At 66.7% G+C, this 24,245-nt stretch carries 22 protein-coding genes and 1 pseudogene; 11 read left to right on the top strand and 12 right to left on the bottom strand.

Translation table 11 applies throughout. The annotated features are described in order from the left end of the window. Positions 1-124: 124 nt before the first annotated feature. The gene (locus tag ABUA37_RS03600; RefSeq protein ID WP_349897744.1) at positions 125-868 is read right to left on the bottom strand and encodes a phosphoglyceromutase; all 744 of its coding nucleotides are present in this window, start codon (positions 866-868) and stop codon (positions 125-127) included. A gap of 173 nt (positions 869-1,041) precedes the next feature. Then, a complete protein-coding gene (locus ABUA37_RS03605; protein ID WP_349897745.1) occupies positions 1,042-1,974 on the bottom strand; it encodes a LysR substrate-binding domain-containing protein in 933 nt (310 codons plus the stop codon). Between the two features lie 125 nt (positions 1,975-2,099). On the opposite strand from ABUA37_RS03605, the gene ABUA37_RS03610 reads away from it, so the two are divergent. Next, the gene (locus ABUA37_RS03610; RefSeq protein ID WP_407075332.1) at positions 2,100-5,543 is read left to right on the top strand and encodes a bifunctional proline dehydrogenase/L-glutamate gamma-semialdehyde dehydrogenase; all 3,444 of its coding nucleotides are present in this window, start codon (positions 2,100-2,102) and stop codon (positions 5,541-5,543) included. Positions 5,544-5,845: 302 nt separating this feature from the next. Here the strand turns inward: ABUA37_RS03610 and ABUA37_RS03615 are convergent, their stop codons facing one another. The 3 genes from ABUA37_RS03615 to ABUA37_RS03625 form a co-directional block, all read right to left on the bottom strand. Further along, positions 5,846-6,055, bottom strand: coding sequence for a hypothetical protein (locus tag ABUA37_RS03615; RefSeq protein ID WP_349897746.1), 210 nt, complete (start codon positions 6,053-6,055; stop codon positions 5,846-5,848). 36 nt (positions 6,056-6,091) lie between these two features. Then, a complete protein-coding gene (locus tag ABUA37_RS03620; protein ID WP_349897747.1) occupies positions 6,092-6,985 on the bottom strand; it encodes a hypothetical protein in 894 nt (297 codons plus the stop codon). Positions 6,986-7,510: 525 nt separating this feature from the next. Beyond that, on the bottom strand, positions 7,511-8,497 hold the full coding sequence (locus tag ABUA37_RS03625) for a Gfo/Idh/MocA family protein (protein ID WP_349897748.1): 987 nt from the start codon (positions 8,495-8,497) through the stop codon (positions 7,511-7,513). A 494-nt stretch (positions 8,498-8,991) separates the two neighbouring features. Between ABUA37_RS03625 and ABUA37_RS03630 the strand changes: the two genes are divergently transcribed. Continuing rightward, on the top strand, positions 8,992-9,273 hold the full coding sequence (locus tag ABUA37_RS03630) for an LEPR-XLL domain-containing protein (RefSeq protein WP_349897886.1): 282 nt from the start codon (positions 8,992-8,994) through the stop codon (positions 9,271-9,273). Between the two features lie 159 nt (positions 9,274-9,432). On the opposite strand, the pseudogene ABUA37_RS03635 reads toward ABUA37_RS03630, so the two are convergent. After that, positions 9,433-10,422 (bottom strand): annotated as a pseudogene (locus ABUA37_RS03635) (DUF5107 domain-containing protein); the annotation flags it as partial. A 13-nt stretch (positions 10,423-10,435) separates the two neighbouring features. Further along, positions 10,436-11,437, bottom strand: a complete 1,002-nt coding sequence (locus ABUA37_RS03640) for an N-acetylglucosamine kinase (protein WP_349897749.1) — start codon at positions 11,435-11,437, stop codon at positions 10,436-10,438. A gap of 93 nt (positions 11,438-11,530) precedes the next feature. Between ABUA37_RS03640 and ABUA37_RS03645 the strand changes: the two genes are divergently transcribed. The 6 genes from ABUA37_RS03645 to ABUA37_RS03670 all read left to right on the top strand — a co-directional run bounded on the left by ABUA37_RS03645 (position 11,531) and on the right by ABUA37_RS03670 (position 17,740). After that, positions 11,531-12,490 carry a MurR/RpiR family transcriptional regulator gene (locus ABUA37_RS03645; protein ID WP_349897750.1) on the top strand — a complete coding sequence of 320 codons (960 nt, stop codon included), beginning with the start codon at positions 11,531-11,533 and terminating at the stop codon, positions 12,488-12,490. A gap of 8 nt (positions 12,491-12,498) precedes the next feature. Further along, the gene (locus ABUA37_RS03650) at positions 12,499-13,272 is read left to right on the top strand and encodes an SIS domain-containing protein (protein WP_349897751.1); all 774 of its coding nucleotides are present in this window, start codon (positions 12,499-12,501) and stop codon (positions 13,270-13,272) included. A gap of 77 nt (positions 13,273-13,349) precedes the next feature. Continuing rightward, positions 13,350-14,765: an N-acetylglucosamine/diacetylchitobiose ABC transporter substrate-binding protein gene (ngcE, locus tag ABUA37_RS03655; RefSeq protein WP_349897752.1), complete on the top strand. Its 1,416-nt coding sequence runs from the start codon at positions 13,350-13,352 to the stop codon at positions 14,763-14,765. Then, on the top strand, positions 14,762-15,760 hold the full coding sequence (locus ABUA37_RS03660; protein WP_349897753.1) for a carbohydrate ABC transporter permease: 999 nt from the start codon (positions 14,762-14,764) through the stop codon (positions 15,758-15,760). Before ngcE ends, ABUA37_RS03660 begins: the two co-directional genes overlap by 4 nt. Continuing rightward, positions 15,757-16,671 carry a carbohydrate ABC transporter permease gene (locus ABUA37_RS03665; RefSeq protein ID WP_349897754.1) on the top strand — a complete coding sequence of 305 codons (915 nt, stop codon included), beginning with the start codon at positions 15,757-15,759 and terminating at the stop codon, positions 16,669-16,671. Before ABUA37_RS03660 ends, ABUA37_RS03665 begins: the two co-directional genes overlap by 4 nt. Before the next feature lie 427 nt (positions 16,672-17,098). Then, complete coding sequence (locus ABUA37_RS03670) at positions 17,099-17,740, top strand: hypothetical protein (RefSeq protein WP_349897755.1); 642 nt, start codon at positions 17,099-17,101, stop codon at positions 17,738-17,740. A gap of 85 nt (positions 17,741-17,825) precedes the next feature. Here the strand turns inward: ABUA37_RS03670 and ygfZ are convergent, their stop codons facing one another. The 3 genes from ygfZ to ABUA37_RS03685 all read right to left on the bottom strand — a co-directional run bounded on the left by ygfZ (position 17,826) and on the right by ABUA37_RS03685 (position 20,511). Further along, positions 17,826-19,010 carry a CAF17-like 4Fe-4S cluster assembly/insertion protein YgfZ gene (gene ygfZ / locus ABUA37_RS03675; protein WP_349897756.1) on the bottom strand — a complete coding sequence of 395 codons (1,185 nt, stop codon included), beginning with the start codon at positions 19,008-19,010 and terminating at the stop codon, positions 17,826-17,828. Next, positions 19,000-19,596: an FABP family protein gene (locus ABUA37_RS03680; RefSeq protein WP_349897757.1), complete on the bottom strand. Its 597-nt coding sequence runs from the start codon at positions 19,594-19,596 to the stop codon at positions 19,000-19,002. The genes ygfZ and ABUA37_RS03680 overlap by 11 nt, the downstream gene beginning before the upstream one ends. A 174-nt stretch (positions 19,597-19,770) precedes the next feature. Next, entirely contained in the window at positions 19,771-20,511 is a 741-nt protein-coding gene (locus ABUA37_RS03685; protein WP_349897758.1) for an SDR family oxidoreductase, read from the bottom strand. Between the two features lie 132 nt (positions 20,512-20,643). Here ABUA37_RS03685 and ABUA37_RS03690 point away from each other — a divergent pair, with 132 nt between their 5' ends. After that, entirely contained in the window at positions 20,644-21,483 is an 840-nt protein-coding gene (locus tag ABUA37_RS03690) for a helix-turn-helix domain-containing protein (RefSeq protein ID WP_349897759.1), read from the top strand. A gap of 4 nt (positions 21,484-21,487) precedes the next feature. Here ABUA37_RS03690 and ABUA37_RS03695 read toward each other — a convergent pair whose 3' ends face one another. Together ABUA37_RS03695 and ABUA37_RS03700 are read right to left on the bottom strand one after the other, a co-directional pair. Then, positions 21,488-21,748, bottom strand: a complete 261-nt coding sequence (locus ABUA37_RS03695) for a hypothetical protein (RefSeq protein ID WP_349897760.1) — start codon at positions 21,746-21,748, stop codon at positions 21,488-21,490. A 74-nt stretch (positions 21,749-21,822) separates the two neighbouring features. Then, positions 21,823-22,473 (bottom strand): FMN-dependent NADH-azoreductase, encoded by a 651-nt coding sequence (locus ABUA37_RS03700; RefSeq protein WP_349897761.1) that lies wholly within the window; start codon positions 22,471-22,473, stop codon positions 21,823-21,825. A 157-nt stretch (positions 22,474-22,630) separates the two neighbouring features. Here ABUA37_RS03700 and ABUA37_RS03705 point away from each other — a divergent pair, with 157 nt between their 5' ends. Beyond that, on the top strand, positions 22,631-23,323 hold the full coding sequence (locus ABUA37_RS03705) for a response regulator transcription factor (RefSeq protein WP_349897762.1): 693 nt from the start codon (positions 22,631-22,633) through the stop codon (positions 23,321-23,323). Continuing rightward, positions 23,292-24,224 (top strand): mycothiol synthase, encoded by a 933-nt coding sequence (mshD, locus tag ABUA37_RS03710; protein ID WP_349897763.1) that lies wholly within the window; start codon positions 23,292-23,294, stop codon positions 24,222-24,224. Before ABUA37_RS03705 ends, mshD begins: the two co-directional genes overlap by 32 nt. Positions 24,225-24,245: the final 21 nt, after the last annotated feature.

Below are 24,245 nucleotides of genomic sequence, written 5' to 3' on the forward strand. Positions count from 1 at the left end.
GGCGCACTGACACCCTTCGGGGGACTGGCGCTTTTCGGGGTCAATCCGTCCGGATGGGGCCGACGCGCCGGCCCATGCCGGACGCTTTGGCCCCGTTTCTGAGCGGGCGAGCGTCGTGCGCGGGCTACTTCTTGCCCTGGGCGGCCACCGCGGCGGCACCGGCGGCTGCGGCCTCCGGGTCGAGGTAGCGACCGGGCGCGACCGGCATGAAGTCGTCGCCGAGTTCGTAGACGAGCGGGATGCCGGTGGGGATGTTGAGCTCGGCGATGTCCGCATCCGAGATGCCGTCGAGGTGCTTGACCAGCGCGCGCAGGGAGTTGCCGTGCGCCGTCACGAGCACGGTCTTGCCCGCGGCGAGGTCGACAGTGATGTCCGACTGCCAGTAGGGCAGCATCCGTTCGACCACGTCTTTGAGGCATTCGGTGCGCGGGAGAGCTGAGCCGAGGTCGGCGTAGCGCGGGTCGTGCGCCTGGCTGAACTCGCTGTCGTCGTCGAGTGGGGGCGGCGGCACGTCGTAGGAGCGACGCCAGGTCTGGAACTGCTCGGGCCCGAATTCGGCGAGGGTCTGCGCCTTGTCCTTTCCCTGCAGCGCACCGTAGTGGCGCTCGTTGAGGCGCCAACTGCGCTTCACGTCGATCCAGTCGCGGTCGGCGACATCCAGCGCGATGTTGGCGGTATGGATGGCGCGCTTCAGCACGCTCGTGTACTGGATGTCGGGCAGGATGCCGGACTCGGCGAGCAGCTCGCCCGCGCGCTTGGCCTCGGCCCGGCCCTGGTCGCTGAGATCGACGTCGACCCAGCCGGTGAACAGATTCTTCTGGTTCCAGTCGGAGTTGCCATGGCGGAGCAGCACGAGGGTAAAAGTCATGCCGTCAGTTTATCGAAGGGCGTGCGACGTCAGATCCCGCCGGTGGGCTGCATCCGTCCCGACCGAAAAGGAGGAGAAAGTGACACGTGGCCGCCGAAATCTCCTCCTTTTCGTGTGGATCGGCGAGAAGTTCCGCGGTGACGGCGACGAGTGGAGCGGAATCTCCGCGCTTCTCAGTGGGCGGCGGGCGAACCGGCAACCACGACGCCCGATGCCACCTCTTCCGCGGCCTGCAGCAGCACCTCGCGGCAGGCGATGATCGCGGGCCGGTTGCGCGCGGCCTTGCGCGCCGACGTGAAGACGCTGCGGTGCGGGTCTCCGCTCAGCTCGAGGAGGTCGACCGTGGGCGTGCGCCCCACCCAGACCAGATCGGGCAGGATGGCGACGGCGTGCCCGGACTCGATGAGCTGGATGTGAGTCTGCAGGTCGGGCGTCTCGAAGCACACATCCGGCTCGAAGCCGGCCTGGCGGCAGGCCTGCTCCGACCAGTGGCGGGAGGCCGTACCGTGCGGCTCCATGACCCACGGTATCCGCTCCGCGTCCGCGATCGAACGGATGTCGAGGCCGAAGTGGGCCGGCGGAACCCCGAGCCGCAGGGCATCCGACACCAGCGCCTCTCGATCAAGCTCTGGCAGTCTCGGCGCCGCGTGCCCGGGATACTGCTCGGCAACGACGAGGTCGAAGTCGCGCGTCCAGGTCTCGAACAGGGCGGACTCCGGCTCGCGTTGGGTCACCTCGACCCGCAGCTCGGGGTAGTCGCGGCCGATGATGCTGAGCACGGTGGGTAGCAGTGCCAACACCGCGGACTGGAACACCGCGAGCCGCACGGTCCCCGAGACGAGCGAGAGGGAGGCGGCCATGTCGGCCTCCGCGCGCTCGAGCTGGTTCATCACCGCCGTCGTGTGTTCGACGAGAATCTCCGCCTGCGGGGTGAGCCTCAGGCGTCGACCGGTCTTGCGCAGCAGCTCGACGCCCACCTCCTTCTCGAGCAGGCTCAACTGCTGAGAGACGGATGACGGGCTGTAGCTGAGCGCCGAGGCCACCTCCGCGAGGGTGCCCCTGATCTGCAGTTCGCGCAGCAGTCGCAGGCGGCGTACGTCCAGCATCCGTCCTCCAAAGCATCAGCTATTCCGACGAATATCCGTCGTACATGTTCGATTTATCTAATGGCTAGGGTGGCACATACTGACTGGAGAGGACCACTTAATTCCCCGAAAGGGTGCGAGAACGCATGTCTGCCGACGAAGTCACGATGCTTGCCCAGAGCCGAACCGAACTGGGCGAGGCCGCTGTCGAACTTGCCACCCGCTGGGTGCGCGAGGGCGCCCAGGCGAGCGCCGATCCAGCGGCCGAACGCCTCGCCGGAGTGCTCAAAGACCCGAACGGTCTCGACTTCACGATCGGTTTCGTCGACCGCGTGGTGCGCCCGCACGACCTGCGCGTCGCCGGCAGGAACCTGCGCGCGGTCGCACGCAAGACGCCGCGATTTCTGCCCTGGTACATGCGTGCCACCATCCGGCTCGGCGGACTCTTCGGACCGATGCTGCCGGGCATCGTTGTGCCGATCTCCCGCAGGGTGCTTCGCCGGATGGTGGGTCACCTCATCGTCGATGCCACGCCGGCGAGGCTCGGGCCCGCCATCGCGAAGCTGCGCGCGGGTGGCGCGCGCCTGAACCTCAACCTGCTCGGCGAGGCGGTGCTCGGTGAGGGCGAGGCCGCGCGCCGGCTCGAGGGAACGCGGGCGCTGCTCGCCCGCGACGACGTCGACTACGTCTCGATCAAGGTCTCCTCCGTCGTGAGCCAGCTCTCGATGTGGGCCTTCGACGAGGCGGTCGACGAGATCGTGCACCGCCTCACTCCGCTGTTCGAACTGGCCGCAGCCGGCCCGACCCCCAAGTTCATCAACCTGGACATGGAGGAGTTTAAGGACCTCGACCTGACCATCGCGGTGTTCCGGCGCATCCTCGACCAGCCGCAGTTGCTCACGCTCGAGGCGGGCATCGTGCTGCAGGCCTACCTGCCCGACGCGCTCGGCGCGATGCAGGGACTGAACGAGTGGGCATCCGCTCGACTGGCCCAGGGCGGGGCGCCGATCAAGGTGCGACTCGTCAAGGGCGCGAATCTCGCGATGGAGCATGTGGACGCCGCGATGCACGGCTGGCCGCTCGCGACGTGGGCCTCCAAGCGCGAGACCGACACGAACTACCTGCGCGTGCTCGACTGGGCACTCACGCCGGAGCGCGCCGCGGCGGTCAAGATCGGTGTGGCCGGCCACAACCTCTTCGATGTCGCCTTCGCCTGGCTGCTCGCCGGCGAGCGCGGCGTGCGCGACCGCATCGAGTTCGAGATGCTGCTGGGCATGGCGACCGGGCAGGCGGATGCCGTCAAGCGGGAGGTGGGCGGCCTTCTGCTCTACACACCCGTGGTTCGCCCGAGCGAATTCGATGTGGCGATCGCCTACCTCATCCGTCGTCTGGAGGAGAACGCGAGCGAGGACAACTTCATGTCAGCCGTGTTCGAACTGCACAGCGACCGTTCGCTCTTCGAGCGGGAGCGCGAGCGGTTCATTGCCTCGGTGGAGGGACTCAGCGAACCCGCGCCGACGACGAATCGCACGCAGGACCGCACGGCAACGCCCGTCCCGACCGAGGTGGAGGGCTTCCGCAACGAGCCGGACACCGACCCGGCCATCGCCGCGAACCGGGCGTGGGGTCGCGACATCCTGTCTCGGGCGCAGGAGTCCACCCTCGGCGCCGAGGCCATCGAGAGGGCCACAATCTCGGATGCCGACACCCTCGATCGCACGATCGAGACGGCAGCGAAGGCTGGCGCGGCCTGGGGTGCGCTGCCCGCGAGTGAGCGCGCCCGCATCCTGCACCGCGCGGGACAGGAACTCGCTGCCAGCCGCGCCGACCTCATCGAGGTCATGGCGAGCGAGACGGGCAAGACCATCGCGGAGGGCGACCCCGAGGTGAGCGAGGCGACCGATTTCGCCCACTACTACGCGGAGCAGGCCCTCCTGCTCGAGCGGGTCGAGGGTGCCACCTTCGTGCCGTTCAACCTCACCGTGGTCACGCCGCCGTGGAACTTCCCGGTCGCCATCCCGGCCGGATCGGTGCTCGCCGCGCTGGCCGCGGGCAGCGCCGTCATCATCAAGCCCGCCGCGCTCTCCCAGCGCTCCGGTGCGGTCATGGTCGAGGCACTCTGGCGCGCCGGGGTGCCGAAGGACGTGCTTACCCTCGTGCAGCTGAGCGAACGCGACTTCGGACAGCAGCTCGTCTCGCATCCGCTCGTCGACCAGGTGATTCTCACCGGCGGCTACGAGACAGCGGAACTGTTCCGCTCCTGGCGACACGACCTCCGCCTGCACGCGGAGACCAGCGGCAAGAACACCATCATCGTCACGCCGAGCGCGGACTTCGACCTCGCCGCCGCCGATGTCGTGAAGTCCGCCTTCGGCCACGCCGGGCAGAAGTGCTCCGCAGCGAGCCTCGTGATCCTCGTGGGCTCCGTGGCGCGCTCCGAGCGCTTCCTCGGTCAGCTCGTGGATGCGGCCTCCTCACTGCGGGTCGGGTATCCGCAGAGCGCAACCAGCCAGATGGGCCCGATCATTGAGCCGGCGAGCGGCAAGCTGCTGCGCGCGCTCACCACGCTCGACGGCGGCGAGCAGTGGCTCGTGCAGCCGAAGCAGCTCGACGAGAGCGGCAAGCTCTGGTCACCGGGCATCCGCACGAACGTGCAGCCGGGCTCGGAGTTCCACCTCACCGAGTACTTCGGTCCCGTGCTCGGCATCATGCAGGCCCGCACGCTCGCCGAAGCGATCGAACTGCAGCGCGCGATCGACTACGGCCTCACCTCCGGCCTGCACTCGCTCGACCCGGCCGAGCTCGCGCAGTGGCTCGACGGCGTCGAGGCCGGCAACCTCTACGTGAATCGCGGCATCACCGGTGCGATCGTGCAGCGCCAACCCTTCGGCGGCTGGAAGCGCTCGAGCGTGGGCGCGGGCGCGAAGGCCGGCGGCCCCAACTACCTGTTCGGTCTCGGTCAGTGGGTTCCGGATGCCGCTGCCGCGGCCCCCGCAGAACACCGCATCGCTCCTGAGGTGGGCGCGCTGCTCTCGGCGGCGAAGCCCGATCTCGACGAGGAGCAGTGGCGCTGGCTGCGGGACTCGGCGCTCCGGGATGCCGCGGCCTGGGACGAGGAGTTTGGCCTTGTGCGCGACGCGTCCGGGGTGGGGGTGGAGCGCAACCTGTTCCGGTATCTGCCGATGCCGGTCACTGTGCGGCACAGCCAGGGTGCACGCTTCGCCGAGCTCGTGCGGGTGCTCGCCGCGGCGAGGCTCGCGGGCGCACCTGTGGAGTTGAGTTCCGCGGTCCCGCTCCCGGCGGGGCTCGCGACGGAACTCGACGGGGTCAGCGTCATGGTCGAGAGCGAAGCGGACTGGCTCGCGAGGGCGGACCGCGGAGAATTGGCGACCAGCCGCATCCGGCTCATTGGCGGCGACCGCACGGCCTTCGCCGAGGCGACCGGTGGCGACCCCGACCTCGCCGTCTACGCCGCGCCCGTCACGACAGCGGGGCGCGTGGAGCTGCTGCCGTTCTTGCACGAGCAGGCCATCAGCATCACCGCTCACCGTTTTGGCAACCCCGATGAACTCTCGGCCGGGGTCATCTGATACGCGTCATCGACCATGATCGGTAGCCTATCGCGAGCAAGTCTAAGCGGCGACTGCCACGGCTCGCGGTTCCGTGGGACAAGTTATTCGCACCGATGCCAGTCACTGACGGCGCGTTCCTGCCTGTGCGATCACATGAATATCATCTCGGTCCATGCGCTGAAAATTCGCGATAGTCACAATCTCCTCGTATCGACGATCAAGGCTAGTTCGGTCAGGAGGCGGCAACCGGTATCACAGGTCACTAACTCGAGGGATGCAGCCGAATCGAGGCATGAAGTCGTGCCGGCCTTCCATTGGAGTCACTCCTGCCGACTCCCTTCGTCGTGATCCCGCGCCACTTGCTTGCCACGCGACTCGGACCGACCGAGCAGCGCGGCAAGCAGTGAGCCGGCAATGAACGTGGCGGCGACTACCAGAAATTTGATAGGCGGCCCGACTTCCTCGCTAAGAACGAATCCAATCACCGCAAAAACGCCGAGTCCAAATAGCCCCGCAGCAAGACGAATCATGCCTTCACCTTAGCCAACGTTTCTTCTCTAGCTACTTCACCAGTTATAGGTTGAGATACCGCTGGAACGCTGCAATCTGGCTGGTGAACCACTGTAGGACACCGAAAATCCATTCCAACTCGCGCTAACGCCTGCAACGCTCCCGCCATCCTGATTGTGCTCATAAGTGAACTGGCCGCTAGGCGAATAGGGCCCGCAAAACGCTTGAAGGCCCAGCTCCACTTGGCCGTTATCCGCATTCATGACGAATCCTGACGTTGTGTCTCGGATTCCCCAGACTGGAGCGTGGGTCCCCACCCCGGCGTCATACAGATATCCGGCAGCATCATGATGAGTATACGTATAGTCCAGTACCTGAATCTGCTCGTTCGACATCTCGTAGCACCCCGGAATTTCAAGACGGATGGAGGCCATGTCGTCGGGATCAGATCCATTCACGTAGTCATCCCTGAAATCCCAGCCTCCGATAGCGGCAAGGTACCTTTTTCCGTTGACAATTGGCGAAGGCAGCCACGCAAACGACACCGAGAAAGCGTCCACAGGGACGCTCTGAATGCTATACACAGTTTTCAGCTTGGCCCCAGCAGGTACGACGGCCCGCTGACTCATGATTGATTGAGCCTCAGAGCCGGTCAAAGTGTGATCCACCCCATTTAGCCGCACCGACATCGTTGCACCGTACAGGCGTTGAGCGAGCGCTTCGGTACCCGCCAGATCGCCCGGATGACTGCGTAAGTAGCCCCGGACCTCCTCCCATTGTGTGTCTGCAACTGGATCGCCCAAATCTTCAGTAACCTGCCGGCGCAACTCGGTCGCGGTGGCCGGTCCATGCGCGTCAGGCCTAGCGCTCGCAGATTCAACGCCGCTTGCGCTTAGTGCGAGTAATGCGGCGCAAAATGCGGCGGCAATCGTTACTGAGTGAGACTTCATCGCGGTCCTCCTAGTTGTAGCGCACGAAGTCGCCCTGCGCGGGTCACCGCGCACGCGTGAATTAGTTGATGTCTTTTCAAGCTAATTCGTCTACGTCTCAACGTCAGTCCGTCTTTATGAGGACAAACCTCGTTATATATGGCCGAAGCTGAGCGAGCCGAAGAAGCTCGATGACGATCGCCACTGGCCGCTGCATCACGGGCGCCATCGTGCAGCGGCAACCCTTCGGCAGTTGGAAGCGCTCGAGCGTGGGCGCCGGCACGAAGACGGCAGCTCAGCTTTCTATTCGGCCTCAGACAGTGGGTTCCTGATGCCGCTGCCGGCGCCCGCGGAACACCACATCGCCCAGAGGTGGGTGCGCTGCTCTCCGCGAAGCCCGATCTGGACGACTAGCAGTGGCGCTGGGTGCAGGACTCGGCACTCAGCGGTGCCGCCCACCGCATTGGCAACCCCGACGAGCTGTCGGTCGGCGTCATCTAGCCGCAACACGTCCCGGTCTCGATACGACTGCTCCTTCGTCGCGGTCTACTCGACCAGCGTTACGGGCTCACCCGTCGCGAGCGACTCGCGCGCGGCGAGCGCCACGGCGAGAGCCAACACTGCCGCATCGGTGGGGCAGAACTCGGGCTCGACTCCGTCGCGCACGCAGTCGAGGAAGTATTGCGCCTGGCGCGCGTAGGGATTGCCCGACTCGATCCGATGATTCGCGAGTCCATCCACGATGAGGCGATAGCGGTCGTTGCCGGCCGGCGTGACGGCGCCAGTGGGTGAACCGGTGAAGCGATGGTCGGCGAGACCGCGGCTGCCGAGCACCTCGATCGACGACGCGAACGGGAATTCCGGCGGCAGCCCCATGAACGACACCACCTGGCCCACGCCGCCGCCCTCGTAGTCGACGCGGACCTCGATCGGGCCGTCCGCTCGCACGCGCCGCGCGGATGCCGTGAGGGGCGTGCCGAGAAAGAGGTTCAGCTGATCGAAGTCGTGGATGGCGAAATCGACGACGACGCCGCCGGACTTCGACTCGTCGTGCCACCACGACGACGGACCGGGCGTGGCGCTCAGCCGCTCCGCCCGAGCCGACAGCACCGTACCGAGCGCGCCGGCCTCGACCTGCTCCCGGATCGCCCGGTAGCCGTCGAAGAAGCGCACGACGTGCGCGACCATGAGCATCCCGGAACTTCGCGACGCCGCCTCCCGGATCGCGAGAGCATCCTCCACCGTAAGCGCGATGGGCTTCTCGAGCAGCACGTTCCGTCCCGCCTCGAGGCAGCGAATGGCGAGGTCCGCGTGGGTCGGAGTGGGCGTGCAGATCGACACGATGTCGACGTCGGGGTCCGCCAACACCGTCGCGAGGTCCGTGACGAAGGTCGCGGCAGGGGCATCCGCGACCGGCACCGGAGCGCCCGGGGCGCAGACATAACGGATGCGGTCGCCGAGCCCGATGTCGTTCCAGGCCCGAGCGTGGGCGCGCGCCATGCCGCCCTGTCCGATGATCGCTATGGCTGTCACGGCGGGCCCTCCTCGTTCATGCTGAACTGGTACTCCGGCGGCACGGCGAGCCCGGGGCAGACCCGCAGCCACAGCTCCGCCATGGCGTTCTCGCCCTCCCGCAGGTCGGCGACCTCGATGCCCGCGCGCAGAATCGCGGCAGCCCGATCGTTCTGCCCGTCGAGGGCGAGCGCCTGTGCCTCGAGCAGCAGAATGCGCCCAGGGCGATCGCCCGGAAAGCGTGCGATGAGGCTCAGCGCGAGAACGGCCACTCCCTGGCGGATCGCGGCCGCAGCTGCCTCGATGAGCAACGAGACGCTGCCCGGTTCGAGCTCGCAGGCGAGTCGGTAGTGGTCGAGCCCGGCGTCGCGCTCTCCCGCCGCGAGCGCGAACATGGCGAGGCCGCGGTGAGCGATCGCCGCCGGTGCGGGTTCGACCGGGGGCAGCGCGATCGCCCGCACGTAGAGCTCGCGCGCCTGCGCGACAGCGCCGCGCGCGTGGGCCATCACCGCACGGTGAGTGAGAGCCTGTGCCGTCTCAGGCTGCCGCGCGAGCAGCACCTCCCAATCTTCGCCGCGCACGAAACCCGCCGAACCGCGAAACGGCGCCCCTTCGAGCAGGTCGAGCCACGGTTGTTGCTCGCCGCCGATCGTGGCGCGGCCGAACGGTGTGCCGCGCTCATCAATCCAGCCGAGGTCGGCGCGGGCACGACGGGCTGCCTCGAGCGCTCCCCAGCCGCTGCCCTCGACGATGCCGACGCTCGGTTCGAGGTTGGCGAACGTCGCCGCCGTGGCTAGTGCGGCATCCAGCTCGCGTTCGCCGATGAGAGCCGCGACCCGTTCCTCGCCATGCTCGACCGCCGCCGCCCAATCGCCGTGAGCGAGTGCCGGATCGACGGCGGCGTTGCCATAGGCCTCGACCCAGCTCCACTCGGCGCCGGCGGGCAACTCGAGGTGCTGGAACTGGGTCTGCGCGAGCCCCGCCTGAATCTCCGCATAGTTCCCGCCATCCGGAGTGAGCCAGCGTTGCCAGCGTTCGCCGCCCTCGCCCGTGCCCCAGACGAAGAGCTTGCGCCCGCGAAGCGCGCTCGTGGAGACGATGGCGAGGCCGTCACCGCGCTCGTCGGCGGCGAGCACCCAGCGCCGCTGGGTCGCGGGGAGATCGAAGAAGAAGTCCCGCGCCCTGGCATTCCGCGTTGGCCAGGTGCAGTCGATGCCGTCGTCGTCGGTTGCTGTGACGCGCGAGATGCCGCCGTCGTAGTTGCTGGCGAAGGCGGAGTCGGCGGGCACGATGACCCTGCTGTGCGGCGACTGCGGCACAGCGGCATTCGTCCACCAGTACATGGGAACGGCAGACGCGTTCGGGTTGCGCAGGCGCACGGCGGCGAGCAGCGCGGCCGAGCCCTCGGGCAGCCAGGCGTCGATCTGGTAGACGACCTCGCGCAGGCGATCGAACTCCCACATCCTGAGCACCTCCGTGCCCTCCGGGGTACGAACGATCGCCGCATGAAGTGGGCTGCAGGTGCCGGGCGAGTGGCCGCGCGTGCCGATGTTCCACTCGATGCCGCCGGCGAACCACGCGTTGCGCAGACCCAGGTTCGCGAACTGGATGGTGCCCGGCGAGTGCAGCAATTGCTTGCCGCTCGCCTTGTCGACAAGCTCCCAGAGCCTGCCGCCGAGCTCCGGCAGAAACACGGCCCGCACGCGCTCGTTCTCGAGCACGACCGTCGTGAGCTCGCGTTCGGCGCGATCACGCCGATAGCCCGCCTGTTCCCTATAGGGGTACTGGTTGGCCGGATTGCCGAAGCGGGATCCCTCGATGATCTCCAGCGGGATGTCGCTCGCGATCTGGTAGGGACTCTCCAGCGGTGCCCCGACCATCGGCAGCGGATTCTCCTCGCCCAGCTCCGCCACCGAGAAGGCCCGGCTTTCCACTCGCAGACTCATGCCGCGCGCTCCCTCATGCCGCTTCGGTGATCGCGCGAAGCTCTGTGACGCCGTCGTTCACGCGCGAGAACAGGGCGTCGTCGATCTCGATTCCGGCCTCGCGGAGTCCCAGCATCGCGGCGCCGACCACCCCGTCAACGACCGGAACCAGGACGGCGCCGCAGGCGGCATCCGCGAGGCTACCCTCGAAGATCTCCGGCGCCACTCGCATGCCCGCGGCCAGGATGCTGCCGCCGAGCACGATCGGGCCGCCGTCGTCTGGACCGCGAGTGGCGGCGAGCAGCTGCGCGAGGGCGTCGGCCGCGGCGGCGAGGATGTCGCGGGCCACCGGATCCTCCGCCGCGCCGAAGGCGAGGGGTGCGAGCCGCGCGAGGTCGACCGGGCGCAGCGCGTAGAGCTCCTCCATGAGTCGGATGAGAGCAAACGGCCGCCCGCGCAGGACGCTGACCGCGGGTTCGATCGCGAAGGAGGCGAGCACGCGCGCCGTGAGCACGGTCGCGGGGCCGAGCCCGTCGAGGTCGGCGACGACCGCTCGCGCCACGCGCTGCCCGATCCAGAATCCGGAGCCGTCGTCGCCCAGCAGCCAGCCGGTGCCGCCCCGGGTGAAGTCGAGCCTTCCCTCGGCGATCCGACCAGCGACCGCACCGGTGCCCGCGATCAGCGCCGAGCCCTCGCTCGCGATCGTTCCGGAGAAATAGGTGCCGAGGAGGTCGGGCTGCAGGATGGGCGCAGCCGCGAAGCCGAGCGCCGAGAGCCGCTCGCTCAGGCGCTCGGTGAAGGGTGCGGAGGTGGAGCCGGCGAGGGAGATGACGGCGAAGGAGCCCGGACCGGGCGCGGGTTGCCCACCGAGAGCGCCCTCCGCGGCGAGCGCGAGTTGGTCCACGGCGTGATCGATTCCGGCGGCCGTGGGGTTGCCCGTGCCCGCCCGCCCGTAGCCCAGGCAGCGCCCCGTGGCGTCGAGCGTGACCGCCCGCGTCGACGTGCCACCGGCATCCATCGCAAGAATCGTGGGCATCGTTACCTGTTCGAAATAGCTGGCGCTTGAAGCACGCTGTAGTGTAAGAATGATTTTCACGGAACTCCAAAGGCGGAGAAAGGGATTCTCACAATGACGTCAATCCAGGACACGGTGACGGAAGGTAACGCTGCCGGCGTTTCCAACCGCATCCAGTCTCGGCTACCCGAGATGTCGGGCGTCATGTCGAAAATCGCGCACTACCTGCTGGAGCATCCGCAGGCCCCGCTCAAGCTCTCGATCGGCCAACTCGCCGAGGGCGCCGGCACCTCCGCGGCCACGGTCACGCGCTTCTGCCGCATGCTCGGCTATGCCGGTTACGCCCCGTTCCGCGTGAGCATCGCCACCGAGTTCGGCCGCAGCACGGCCCGCGACTCCTGGAAAACCGACATCGGTCGAGCCTTCGGTCCGGATGACCCTCCCGCAGACGTTCTCAGCACTCTCGTCAACGCGCACTCGCGAACGCTGCGCGAAACGGCCGCGGCCCTCGACCTGCCGATGCTGAAGACCCTGTCCAAACGCATCGCGGCGAGTCACCACGTCGACATCTACGGCGTCGGTGGCAGCGCAATGCTCGCCGACGAGATGCAGGCGCGCCTCTACCGCATCGGCATCAACACCCACGTCTGGTCCGAGGTACACGCCGGGCTCACGAGCGCGGCGATCCAGAACCGGCACGGTGTCGCGATCGGCATCTCGAACACCGGCCGCACCGAAGAGACCATCCAGATGCTCACCGAGGCCGGTCGCGCGGGCGCACTCACCGTCGCCGTCACCAACAACCCCACCTCGCCCATGGCCGAGGCCGCAGACATGAGCATCGTCACCTCGGTGTACGAGCGCTTCCTGCAGCCCGACGACCTCTCGGCCAAGCACGCGCAACTGCTCGTGCTCGACCTCCTCTACCTGCTCGTCGCGCAGGAGAACTTCGCGCGATCGACCGACAACCTCGCCGCGTCAGCACTCGCCGTCTCCACGCACCGGCGGCCCAGTCGCTCCTCGGGGGCGACCAGGCACGACAGGGATTCTCATCAGTCAACGGAAAGCATTTAGGAGCACCAGTGTCAGAACCATCGGCCCAGTCGGCCTTGATCCGCGACTACACCGAGGGCGTGTTGTCGCGGCTGAACGAACTGGCAGCCCAGGCCGAGGCGGGCGCATTCGATGCCGCCATCGACATCCTCGTCACCTCGATCGAACGCGGGGGCGTCATCCAGGCTTTCGGCACCGGGCACAGCGAGGCCTTCGCGATGGAGATCGCCGGTCGCGCGGGCGGCCTCATTCCCACCAACAAGATCGCGCTGCGCGACGTGGTGCTGCGCGGCAGCCTCGAACTCGATGCGCTGAGCGGCGGCTCGCTCGAGCGCAACCCCGACATCGCCGACGAGCTCTACGAACTCACCACGGTCGGTGCGGATGACGCCTTCATCATCGCCTCGAATTCGGGCGTCAACGGGTCGATCGTGGGTCTCGCGCTGGCCGCCAAGCAGCACGGACATCCGGTGATCGCCGTCACGAGCCTCGACCACACCATGAAGGTCGAGCCGAAGCACGCGAGCGGCAAACGGCTGAGGGATGTCGCGGATGTCGTGCTCGACAACCTTGCGCCCTTCGGCGACGCGACTCAGGAGCTCTCGAGCGGCGTGCCGGTCGGGGCGGTGTCCTCGATCACGGCCGCGTACATCGCGCAGGTGCTCACGATCGGCACCGCGCACCGCATCGCGGCGACGGGCAAGACTCCCCCGCTCTACATCTCGGCCAACATCCCCGGCGGTGACGAACACAACCGCGCTCTCGAGGCTCAGTACGAGGGCAAGATCAGCCGCAGCGCCTAGGCCCACGACTCAACAAACGCACCACAACACAACAATGCAGTTCAGGTATCCAAGAGAAATGGAAGGCAGCACAACTCATGTCCATTAAAGAAACCTCTCTTCAGCGGCGCGACTTCCTTCGCGGCGCTCTCGTCACGGCACTGGTCATTCCCGCCGGCGGAATCCTCGCGTCGTGTGCGGGATCGGGTTCCGGAGGCACCACCACGACGGGCGGCAAGGTCACGGCCAAGAACCCCTTCGGCGTTGCAGCGGACTCCACGATCGACGCGGTCATCTTCAAGGGTGGCTACGGCATCGACTACGCGGACTTCGCGGGCAAGCAGGTCGAGTCCGAGCTGAAGGACCTGAAGGTCAAGGCCAAGGTCACGGCGCAGACCAACATCGCCCAGACGCTGCAGCCGCGATTCGTCGCAGGCAACCCGCCGGACGTGATCGACAACAGCGGTGCGAACCTCATCGGCATCAACACCATCCGCGAGCAGCTCGAAGACCTCACCTCGTTCCTCGACACGAAGAACTACGAGGGCAAGGTCATCAAGGACACCCTGTTCGGCGGCGTCGTCGCACCGGGAACCTTCGACGGCAAGTTCGTTCAGCTCAACTACGTGCTGACCGTCTATGCCCTCTGGTACTCGGCGTCGCTGTTCGAGGAGAACGGCTGGACCGTGCCGAAGACCTACGCCGAGATGCTCGACCTGGGCGCCAAGGCGAAGGCCAAGGGCAAGTTCCTCCTCGGCTGGGGCAAGGAGGCCGCGACCTATTACCAGACCATGGCCATCGGATCGGCGATCAAGGAGGGTGGCGACGACGTGCGCCTCGCTCTCGAGAACCTGAAGCCGGGCTGCTGGTCGCTTGGTCCGGTGCAGGATGTCTTCAACGGCCTCAAGAAGATCATCGACGCCGGCTACGTGAAGCCCGGTGGCGCTGGAACGCAGTTCACGGCGGCACAGGCCCAGTGGAGCAACGACCAGGACTTCATCCTCTACCCGTCCGGCGGATGGATCGAGAACGAGATGAAGAAGAACACCAAGGACGGCTTCAAGATGACCGGCGCTCCGGAGCCGACCGTCACGAGCAGTTCGAAGCTCCCCTGGGAGGCGCTGCACTCGACCGCGGGTGAGGGCTACATCGTCCCGTCCAAGGCCAAGAACGTCGCCGGTGGCAAGGAGTTCCTGCGCGCCATGCTCTCGCACGACGCTGCGGTGAACTTCGCGAAGACCACGTTCTCCTCGACGATCGTGAAGGACACGGTTCCGGCCGACGGATTCGGTTCGACCGCGCTCGTCTCGCAGGTCAAGATGCTGGGAGATGCTGGCGACAACGTCTTCTCCTGGAACTTCGTCGACCTGTACGGTATGAACGTGGACCAGCTCGTGGTGTGGAACACCTTCCTCCAGGGCGGCTCCGACGTGAAGACCCTCACGGCCGGACTGCAGGCCATCACTGACAAGGTCGCCAACGACGCCTCAGTGAAGAAGGTCACGGTCAAGTGACCGTCAATGCTCCCATTGCACAACCGGGCGGCGGTAGAAGTACCGCCGCCCGGCGGTGGAGCCGTAAAGACCTGACCTTCGACAAGATCAGCTTCATGCTGGTCTTCCTGGTCGTTCCGGTCGTGTGCTACATCATCTTCGTCGTCTCGCCCTTCCTACAGGCGGCCTATTACTCGCTGACCGACTGGTCGGGCTTCACATCGACCATGAACTTCATCGGCGTCTCCAACTACGTCAAGCTCTTCCAGGATGCGACGTTCATGAAGGCGGTCGGCAACAGCGTGACGCTGGCGATCGTGCTCCCCCTCGTCACTCTCGTCATTGCCCTCATCTTCGCAACCCTCGTGACCATCGGAGGTCCAGCGCAGGGCGCCATCCGTGGGCTGCGATACTCCAGCTTCTATCGCGTCATCTCCTTCTTCCCCTACGTCATTCCGGCGATCGTGATCGGCCTCATCTGGGCCCAGGTGTATGACCCGAACAACGGCATCCTCAACGGCTTCCTCACCCTCATCGGGCTCGAGAACTTCAAGTCCTTCGCCTGGCTCGGCACCCTGGGGGTGGCGATGCCCGCGGTGATGTTCGTCATCGTCTGGGGCCTCATCGGCTTCTATATGGTGCTGTTCATCGCCGCGATCAAGGGCGTTCCCGCCGAGGTCTACGAGGCGGCAAGGATCGACGGTGCCGGCCGGCTGCGCACGGCGCTCACCATCACCATCCCGCTCATCCGCGACAACATCCAGACCGCGTACATCTATATGGGCATCCTCGCGCTCGACGCGTTCGTCTATATGGCGGCGATGGAGTCCGGCGGCGGACCATCCAACTCGACACTCGTGATGTCGCAACAGCTCTTCACCACGGCCTTCACCAAGGGCCAGTTCGGTTACGCCTGTGCCATGGGCGTGCTGCTCGCGGTGATCACACTCGTGTTCGCGGCAATCGTATTTCTGGTGAGCAAGCTCACCGGCGGAAACAATGACGTGGCGGAATGACAACCAGACCTCTCACAACAGAAGCCATCGTGACCCGCGGCGGCGGCACGGCGATCGCTCCGGGCCGCAAGAGCAAGGCGACCGCGGGAGACCGTGTCGTCGGCGGAGCGTCACACTTCGTGCTGACCCTGTGGTCACTCATCGTCATCCTGCCGATGCTCTGGGTGCTGCTCTCCTCGTTCAAGACGACGAAGGAGATCTACCACTCGCCCTTCTCGCTGCCCGCGGTGTGGAACTTTGACAACTACGTGAGCGCGTGGACGACATCCGGCATCGGTAACTTCTTCGTCAACACGATCGTGGTCGTCTTCGGTGCGCTCATCCTGACGATGCTGTTCGGGTCGATGTCGGCCTACGTGCTCGCACGATTCCAGTTTCCGGGCAGCAGGGCGCTCTACTACCTGATGCTCGCGGGCTTGACCTTCCCGATCTTCCTCGCGATCGTTCCGCTGTTCTTCGTGCTGCAGGGACTCGGGCTGCTGAACACGCTGCCCGGGCTCATCATCACCTACGCGGCCTTCGCCTTCCCGTTCACAGTGTTCTTCCTCGTGTCATTCTTCAAGTCGCTGTCGCACTCGATCGCCGAGGCGGCCGCGATTGACGGAGCCGGCGAGTGGCGCACCTTCTTCCAGGTGATGCTGCCGATGGCGAGGCCGGGGCTCGCAACGGTCGCGATCCTCAACTTCGTCGGACTGTGGAACCAGTTTCTGCTGCCGATCGCGCTGAACACCGACCCGCAGAAGTATGTGCTGACCCAGGGCATGGCCCAGTTCGCCGCGCAGGCGGGGTACTCGGTCGACGCGGGCGCGCTGTTCGCGGCCGTCGTCATCACGGTCATCCCGGTGCTGATCGTCTACCTGATCTTCCAGCGCCAGCTGCAGGGCTCGGTCTCCCAGGGCACGAACAAGTAGCCCGGCCGCCCTGCCGGCGGCGGTCGCGAGATGCCAGTTGTGGGGGTTATCCGTCGCGGATGACCCCCGCAACTGGCATCTCGCAGCCGGAAGTCGGTCGGCTGGGGATAATTTGCGCTGGCCAGCTGAGAGATCGGGATGCTGGCTGGGTGCATGCACCGAAACGACTTCCGCCCGAGCTGGCCGGGAGACCGTTCACCCTGCAGGATGCGCGCGCGTGGGGTCACCCGGGAGCGCACCCGATCGAGCGATCTCGACCGGCCCTTTCGCGGCATCCGTGCCCCGCGGGCTGCCGATCGGTCGTTGCTCCAACTGTGTCAGGCGTATGCGGCGGGCAGGCCGGACGGTCAGCACTTCAGTCACGCCACCGCGGCGCAGCTCCTGGGGCTCCCGCTCCCGCGGCGGCTCCAGGGTTCTGCGCTGATCCATGTCACGTCGGAACTGCCGCACCGCGCCCCACGAGCACGCGGCGTCGTCGGTCATCATGCTGAACCGAACCGTGTGCGGTGTGACCGTCGCGGGTCTGCGAGTCACCTCCGCTGTTCAGACCTGGTGCGACCTCGCGACAGTGCTTTCGGTGCGAGAGCTCGTCGTCGTCGGGGACGCTCTGGTCCGTCGGAAGCAGCCGCTCGCGACCCTCGCCGAACTACGACAGGCAGTCGAAGGATGGGGTGGGCGGCGAGGTGCGCGCAAGCTCAGAGAGGCACTCGGCGCGGTGCGATCCGACGTGGATTCGCCGAAGGAGACCGAGGTGCGACTGATCATCGTGGAAGCGGGACTGCCGGAGCCGCACGTGAACGCCACGATCAGGAACGCACGCGGCGAGTTCATGGCGCTTGGTGACCTGGTCTATCCGAGGCACCGCATCCTCATCGAGTACGACGGTGCGCACCACTTCGCCGGCGATGAGCAGTTCTACAAAGACATCGATCGGCTCGATTCCGTGATGGAAGAGAAATGGCGAGTGGTTCGGCTGAACAAGACGCATCTCCGGCGCCCCGAGGTCATCGTCACGCGGGTCCGCACGGCGCTCCTCGCCGCAGGCTGGCGCCCCGACATCCGCAAATAGTGCCGCGAGATGCCAGTTGTGGGGGCTATCCGCGGCGAAGGACCCCCACAAGTGGCATCTCGCGGGACGCGGCGGGGGCGGCCGGCTAGCGGCGGACGGCGCCCAGGCGCGGGAGGCGCGGGACGTTGGCCTCGGCCCCGGCATCCGGCGGCACGATGATCTCTTGCGCCGCAGCGACACGGATGCCCTCGGCCAGCACCACAAGATCGGCCAGCGGGTCGACGGTGCGTTTGATCACCGCGAGCGCGATCGGTCCGAGCTCGTGGTGCTGCGCGGAGGAGGTGATCCGCCCGACGACCGTGTCGTCATCGGCGCCAGTTGCCTTCGACAAGCTCAGGGAACGATCGGTCGCTGAACCTGTCGAAGCGCCACCGGGCAGCACGACCTCGTCGCCGTGGGACGGGAGCACGGCATCCGAACCGTCGAGGTGCAGCATCACGAGGCGGCGCGGCGGGTGCCCGAGGTTGTGCACCTTGGCCACCGTCTCCTGTCCGCGATAGCAGCCCTTGTTCAGGTGCACCGCGGTGCGCAGCCAGTCGAGCTCGTGCGGGATGCTGCGTTCGTCGACCTCGGCGGTGAAGCGGGGGCGCCAGGCTGCGATGCGCAGGGCCTCCAGCGCGAGGAGACCGGCGACGGGGTGCGCGGTGGCCGCGGCCTGGCTTTCGCGACCCACGAGCACCTCGCGATACGGGAAATCGGCCGAGGGATGCTCGGCGGCGACCGCGTACTGATGGCCGCCCGCTGTGACGCTCGGCCACGGGTCGCGCCAGACGAGCGGCACGTCATTCGGGGCCGCGACGGGGAGTTCGAGTTCGCCGAGCGTGCCGATGGTTGCGTACTCCGCAGTGCGATCGGCGAGTTCCACGCGCAGCATGAAGCGCATGCTGTTCAGCCAGGCGAGCAGTGCCTCGGCGTCTTCACGCTCGACGAGCAGCCACAGCGTCTCGCCGTCATCCACGAGACGGATGCCGTGCTCGACTCGGCCCTGAGGATCGAGGATGAGCGTCTCACTCGACTCCCCCGGCGCGAGCCGCGCGATGCTCTGGCTGCTGATCGAGTCGAGCCAGCTCAGGCGGTCCGGTCCGGTGATGCTGAGCACGGAGCGGTGCGAGAGGTCCACGATCGCCTCGCCCGCGGCGAGCGCGCGCTGTTCTGCAACCGGGTTTCCGTAGTGGAGGGCGACGCCGGCATCCGCGTCGCTCCCCTCGACGGCGCCGGGAAGTGACAGGAAGGCGCTGCGGGACTCAGTCGATGAGCTGTCAATCGACACGGGCGAGCCGTCCAGACGCGTGCGTCGCGAGCGACTGGCCGAGAGCAGCGATGTCCCAGGCCCACAGCAGGTGGCCTTCGACGAGGCCGTACATGCGGGTGGATGCGGTGTGCTCCTTGGCGTTGACGGAGCGGAGCACCGCATCCGTCGACAGGTCAATGCGTGCGCCCTGCACCTGGCCGACATAGAGTTCGCTGACGCCGCCCGGATGCAGTATCGACGCCTCGACGTCAAACCCACCCGCCGCGTTGCGCAGCGTTTCGACGGATGCCGCGGTGCCGAAGGGCCTGACGCCGACGCCCGGCAGCATTCCCGGCCCTGGGTCGGCCTCGGTGGCAGCGCGACTCAGCCGCCAATAGCCCGTCTCGGTGGCGAGTGGCGTGAGCTCGTCATTAAGTAGCCAGGTGTAGGAGGTGTAGTTGAGGTGCGGCAGTCCGTCGTGGCTGAAGCTCAGACGCTGGCCGAACTCGTGATTGCGAACGTGGTCGCCGATCGCGTAGTTGACCACGCCGCTGCCCTCCCAGACCCCGAGCAGCCAGGAGAGCGGCACAAGCTCGGAGGGAATGCTGTCGTCGAGTTCAATCATGAGAGCGCCGAGAGGCGGCGGAAGATTAGCTCTGGCCCCGGAAGAGGTTGTAGACGACGACCACCGAAACGTATCCGATAGCGAGCGTGGCCAGAACCAGCAGGCCTACGAAGAAGAGTTCCAGGGCGAGGTACATGAGTCGATTCTATGCCCGCCGCAGCCAACACACTCGGATCAGCGCCCCGGCAGACTGCTGAGTGACTGCGAACGGCGCGCCAGGAGATCGGCGTAGGTGCCGTCGCGCTCCGCCCACCGCAGCGCGAGGGCAGCCTTGACAACGATCTCGTTCGGAGTCGGGCTCTCGACGAGATGTTCAATGACCTCGTCGAGGAAGCTCTCCAGCGGCAACGCGGCAGGGTTGACTTTCTCCTGGCCCGCCGTGGCGACGGCGGGGGGAACGAGTTCCGTGACGTCCACACCGGTGCCGACCAGCTGCGCGCGCAGCGACTCCGTGTAGGCGTGCACTCCCGCCTTCGAGGCACCATAGCTGGCCATGAGCGGGAATGGGAGAAACCCGATGCCGGAGCTCACCGTGATGATATTGCCGCTCCCGCGCGAGATCAGGTGCGGGATGAAGGCATCGAGTACCCGGATGGTGCCGAGCAGGTTGACCGCAATCGTGGTCTCCGCCTGCATGCCGTGAGCCGGGTCGCGCAGGTCCTCGATCAACATGACGCCCGACATCGTCACCACGACATCGAGGTCTGGATGATCGGCGAGCACCCGGTCGCGGGCGATCTGGATGGATGCCGGGTCGGTGACATCGATCTGAACCGTTTCGAGGTCGTCGACCCTGTCGGTGTTGCGGCCTCCCACGATCACGGTGCTGCCGGCGGCAGCCAAGCGTCGTGCGAGCCCCCGGCCGATCCCGGAGGTGCCGCCGACGATCAGAACGGTGCGATGGGTGATGTCCATTTCCTACTTCTTTCGATCCGTTTATCGGTACCTCCGAATAGTCGCGCCGAACTGCCCGACCAGGAAGGTCCCCGCTGTTCCGGGGAGTGGCAGGGCCTCTCTCGCGCCCCGCATGCGGATAGCGTGAGTGCTATGGATGACGGGGCACCGGGGAACCGGCTCGGCGAGTACCTGCGCGCTCGGCGCGCGCTCGTCACGCCGGAAGATCTGGGCATCCCGGCTGGCGCCCACCGTCGGGTCCCCGGACTGCGACGTGAAGAAGTTGCGCTCCTGGCCGGCATCAGCGCCGACTACTACCTCCGACTCGAACGCGGGCGCGACAAGAATCCGTCGCTACAGGTGCTCGAAGCTCTGGCGCGCGTGTTGCACCTGGACGAGGTCGAATCCGCGTATCTGCTTGGTCTCGGCGGTCCGCAACCGCACGTCCGGCGGCGTCGGCGCGCCACTCGGGTGCCGGCCCGGCTGCATCGCCTGCTCGCCGCGCTCGAGCTGCCGGCGTTCATCGAGGACCAGTTCTTCGATGTACTCGCCTCCAACGCGCAGGCGATCGCCTTCTCGCCTCGTCTCGCGCCCGGATACAACCGGCTGCGGTCCCTGATGCTGGATGCGGAGGAGCGCGAGTTCCACGAGGACTGGGAGTCGGCCGTGGCCCAGTTCATCGCGGTGTTCCGCAGCACGATCGGCGATAACACCGACGATGCGCGCGCTGTGGAATTGGTTGGGGAACTCTCGCTGTCGAGCGCGCGATTCCGGTCTCTCTGGGCACGGCACGACGTTCGGCAGTTCGCTGGCGGCACGATGACCGTCCACCATCCGGTGGTGGGCACAGTGACCCTGCACCGCGAGAAACTTCCCGTGGATGACCTCATCCTGGTCATCTACTACCCCGCAGAGAACGGCGACGCAGATAAGCTTCGGCTCCTCGCCGCCATGGCAGCCACGGCGAATGAGCCCGCGACGCCCCAGAACTAACCGCTCAGGCGAGCGAGAGGGGCACGAGGATCACAGTCGCGGCCGCGAGGACGACCACTGAGCCGACCAAGCTCGCGGTCATCCGGTTGACGAGGCCCTCCTTCTGCACGGCAGCGAGCTGCACGCAGAAGGTGAGGAAGATCGCTCCGGCGAGCACCATCGGCAGCCAGGTGAGGTACTCGCCCGGACGAGAGAAGAGGCCGACGAGAAGTGCGCCGACGGCCGTGAGCAGCCAGACGGGGATCACGGTCAGTCGCCAGCGCACGACTCCATCTTGCACCACGCCACGCGCGATTGCCTGAGACGCCGCCGCACCAATGGTGCCGCGCCGATCGTGGCTTAGTCGACCAGCGCGTATCGCTTCGCGGCGAGCGCGCGACCGTGCTCGGCCGCGAGTTGCTCGGCCGCAACCTTGATCTGGGCGGCCTGCTCGGTGAACTGGTCCATGGCGGGGTTCACACCGACGAGCGTGAACGGGCGCCGCACGACGAGCAAATCCGCACCCCAGACCTCGCCGATGACGCGGCTGAGCCACGGCGTGGAGTGATCCCAGCCCTCCTTGGGCGTGCCGACGTCGTAGTTGCCTCCGAGAACCGTGGCGAGCACGACCGGCTTGCCCTTGAGCGCCCCACCGGCGATACGCGAGTCGGTGTAGGTGACGTCGTACCAGGTCTTCACGTGCGCTGCGACTCCCCAGTTGTAGAGCGGGATCGCGAGCAGCAGCGCATCCGCGTTGATCAGTTCGTCGGCGAGTTCCGTGGCCAGAGCGAGGGCGTCGCGCTGGGCTGGAGTGCGGTCATCCTCTGCGACGAATCCACCGGTCACAGCGTCACGCCACAGGGTGGCCGGCAGCGGCTCGCTGCCAAGATCGCGACGGGTCACGACGGAGTCGGGATGTTCGGCGGACCACTCGGCTTCGACCAGATCGGCCAGGGCACGGCTCTGGGACGTGGCGGGCATGATGCTGGCATCGAGGCGGAACAAAGACATGAAGCTCTCCAATACGGATTGACTATGAAAAACAAAGTGACTCGGAAAACAATAGCACTCACAAAACCGAGTCGCGCGCCGGGCCTTGAGATCAATTCCGGCGCGTGCCGCGCGGACTCGCCCTAGTAGACTTCAGCTCTGGCGTTTGGAGGCCTCTGTGGCGCAGCTGCTGATCCTGACACCCGCAGTCGACAACGACGTTCTGCCGGCGCTCTCACTGCTCAGTCATCGCGTGCGCCAAATTCCGGCCGAACCGGCGTCTCTCGTCAATGCTCCGAGCTGCGACCTGATTCTGGTGGATGCGCGCACCGACCTCGCGAGCGCCAAGTCCCTCTGCAAGATCCTCACCACCACGGGCATCGCCGTTCCGCTGCTGCTCGTGCTCACGGAGGGCGGCTTGTCCGGGGTGAGCGCGGAGTGGGGGGTCGACGACGTGGTGCTCGAGACCGCCGGTCCGGCCGAGGTGGACGCGCGCATACGCCTTGCTACCACCCGCCAGGCCATCGACGAGGTCAGCAACAAGATCAGCGCCTCGGGCGTGGTCATCGACGAGGCCAGCTACTCCGCGAAGGTGCAGGGTCGACCGCTCGATCTCACCTTCAAGGAATTCGAGCTGCTGCGCTTTCTCGCCCTGCACCCCTCGCGCGTGTTCACCAGGGAGCAGCTGCTGAGCGAGGTCTGGGGCTACGACTACTTCGGCGGCACGCGCACCGTCGACGTTCACGTTCGAAGGCTTCGGGCCAAGCTCGGCGAACTGGAATCGCTCATCGGCACCGTGCGCAACGTCGGCTACCGCTTCAACGTGTATGAGGATGAAAATGACAGAACCGAGCAGCCCGTCAGGCCCTAGCTTCACCCCCGGTATGCGCGAGTTCCTGAGCGCACTGATCGCCCGGGCAACGCTCGCCGACCGGCAGCCGCCCTTCTCCGACCAGTCCATCATCGACCTCGAGAGCGGGGCGAGGCAGCTCGTCGTTCTCGCCGCGCGCGAGAAGCCGGCGGCCGCCGCGATCGTGCTGTTCGCGACCGACAGCTTCGACGCCGAGTTCGTCGTCGACCCGCTCGAGCGCCACCACGGGCTTGGCAATCGCATGATGATCGAGATGCTGCGCGAGGCACACGGCACCGTGCGCATCTGGGCCCATGGCGACCATCCGGATGCGCGAGCGCTCGCGAGGCGGTACGACTTCGAGGCGGCCCGCGAACTGCTGCAGTTGCGGGCGAAGGTCTCCGGCGAACCGATCCCCGAAGGCGCCCCGGTGCGCGTCGATAGCTTCCGGGTCGGCGTCGACGACGCCGAGTGGCTGAGGGTGAACGCCCTGGCCTTCGCGACGCATCCGGAGCAGGGCTCGCTCACCCAGGCCGACCTTGAGGCACGGATTGCGGAGGACTGGTTCGAGGCCGACGACTTCCTCGTTGCTCGGGATGACGACGGGGCGATGATGGGGTTCTGCTGGCTCAAGGTGGAGCGGGCTTCAACGGGCTCAGCCACCGAAGCGGGCTCAGCCACCGAGGCTGCTGCAGTTCCCGAGCTGGGCGAATTCTACGCGGTGGGAGTGCATCCGAAGCATCAGGGGCTCGGGCTCGGACGTTCGCTCGTGCAGGCCGGACTGAACCGGCTGGCGGACCTCGGCATCCGCACCGCCAACCTCTACGTCGATGCCGACAATGTTGCCGCCGTGAAGCTCTACCGCTCGTTCGGCTTCGCCGATCACTCGATCGACATCCAATACGAGCTGAAGCGGCGTTAAGCGCGCGTTCACTGGGCACTC

It is taken from the genome of Parafrigoribacterium soli, assembly GCF_040227235.1.
Lineage (GTDB): Bacteria > Actinomycetota > Actinomycetes > Actinomycetales > Microbacteriaceae > Parafrigoribacterium_A > Parafrigoribacterium_A soli.

Excerpts from the sequence above, each read along its gene's own strand:
- ABUA37_RS03690 (WP_349897759.1), top strand. The coding sequence starts at position 20,644 with ATGGATGACGGGGCACCGGGGAACCGGCTCGGCGAGTACCTGCGCGCT.
- ABUA37_RS03620 (WP_349897747.1), bottom strand. The coding sequence starts at position 6,985 with ATGAAGTCTCACTCAGTAACGATTGCCGCCGCATTTTGCGCCGCATTA.
- ABUA37_RS03600 (WP_349897744.1), bottom strand. The coding sequence starts at position 868 with ATGACTTTTACCCTCGTGCTGCTCCGCCATGGCAACTCCGACTGGAAC.
- ABUA37_RS03665 (WP_349897754.1), top strand. The coding sequence starts at position 15,757 with ATGACAACCAGACCTCTCACAACAGAAGCCATCGTGACCCGCGGCGGC.
- ABUA37_RS03615 (WP_349897746.1), bottom strand. The coding sequence starts at position 6,055 with ATGATTCGTCTTGCTGCGGGGCTATTTGGACTCGGCGTTTTTGCGGTG.
- ABUA37_RS03640 (WP_349897749.1), bottom strand. The coding sequence starts at position 11,437 with ATGCCCACGATTCTTGCGATGGATGCCGGTGGCACGTCGACGCGGGCG.
- ABUA37_RS03610 (WP_407075332.1), top strand. The coding sequence starts at position 2,100 with ATGTCTGCCGACGAAGTCACGATGCTTGCCCAGAGCCGAACCGAACTG.
- mshD (WP_349897763.1), top strand. The coding sequence starts at position 23,292 with ATGACAGAACCGAGCAGCCCGTCAGGCCCTAGCTTCACCCCCGGTATG.
- ngcE (WP_349897752.1), top strand. The coding sequence starts at position 13,350 with ATGTCCATTAAAGAAACCTCTCTTCAGCGGCGCGACTTCCTTCGCGGC.
- ABUA37_RS03670 (WP_349897755.1), top strand. The coding sequence starts at position 17,099 with ATGTCACGTCGGAACTGCCGCACCGCGCCCCACGAGCACGCGGCGTCG.
- ABUA37_RS03645 (WP_349897750.1), top strand. The coding sequence starts at position 11,531 with ATGACGTCAATCCAGGACACGGTGACGGAAGGTAACGCTGCCGGCGTT.
- ABUA37_RS03680 (WP_349897757.1), bottom strand. The coding sequence starts at position 19,596 with ATGATTGAACTCGACGACAGCATTCCCTCCGAGCTTGTGCCGCTCTCC.
- ABUA37_RS03605 (WP_349897745.1), bottom strand. The coding sequence starts at position 1,974 with ATGCTGGACGTACGCCGCCTGCGACTGCTGCGCGAACTGCAGATCAGG.
- ABUA37_RS03685 (WP_349897758.1), bottom strand. The coding sequence starts at position 20,511 with ATGGACATCACCCATCGCACCGTTCTGATCGTCGGCGGCACCTCCGGG.
- ABUA37_RS03700 (WP_349897761.1), bottom strand. The coding sequence starts at position 22,473 with ATGTCTTTGTTCCGCCTCGATGCCAGCATCATGCCCGCCACGTCCCAG.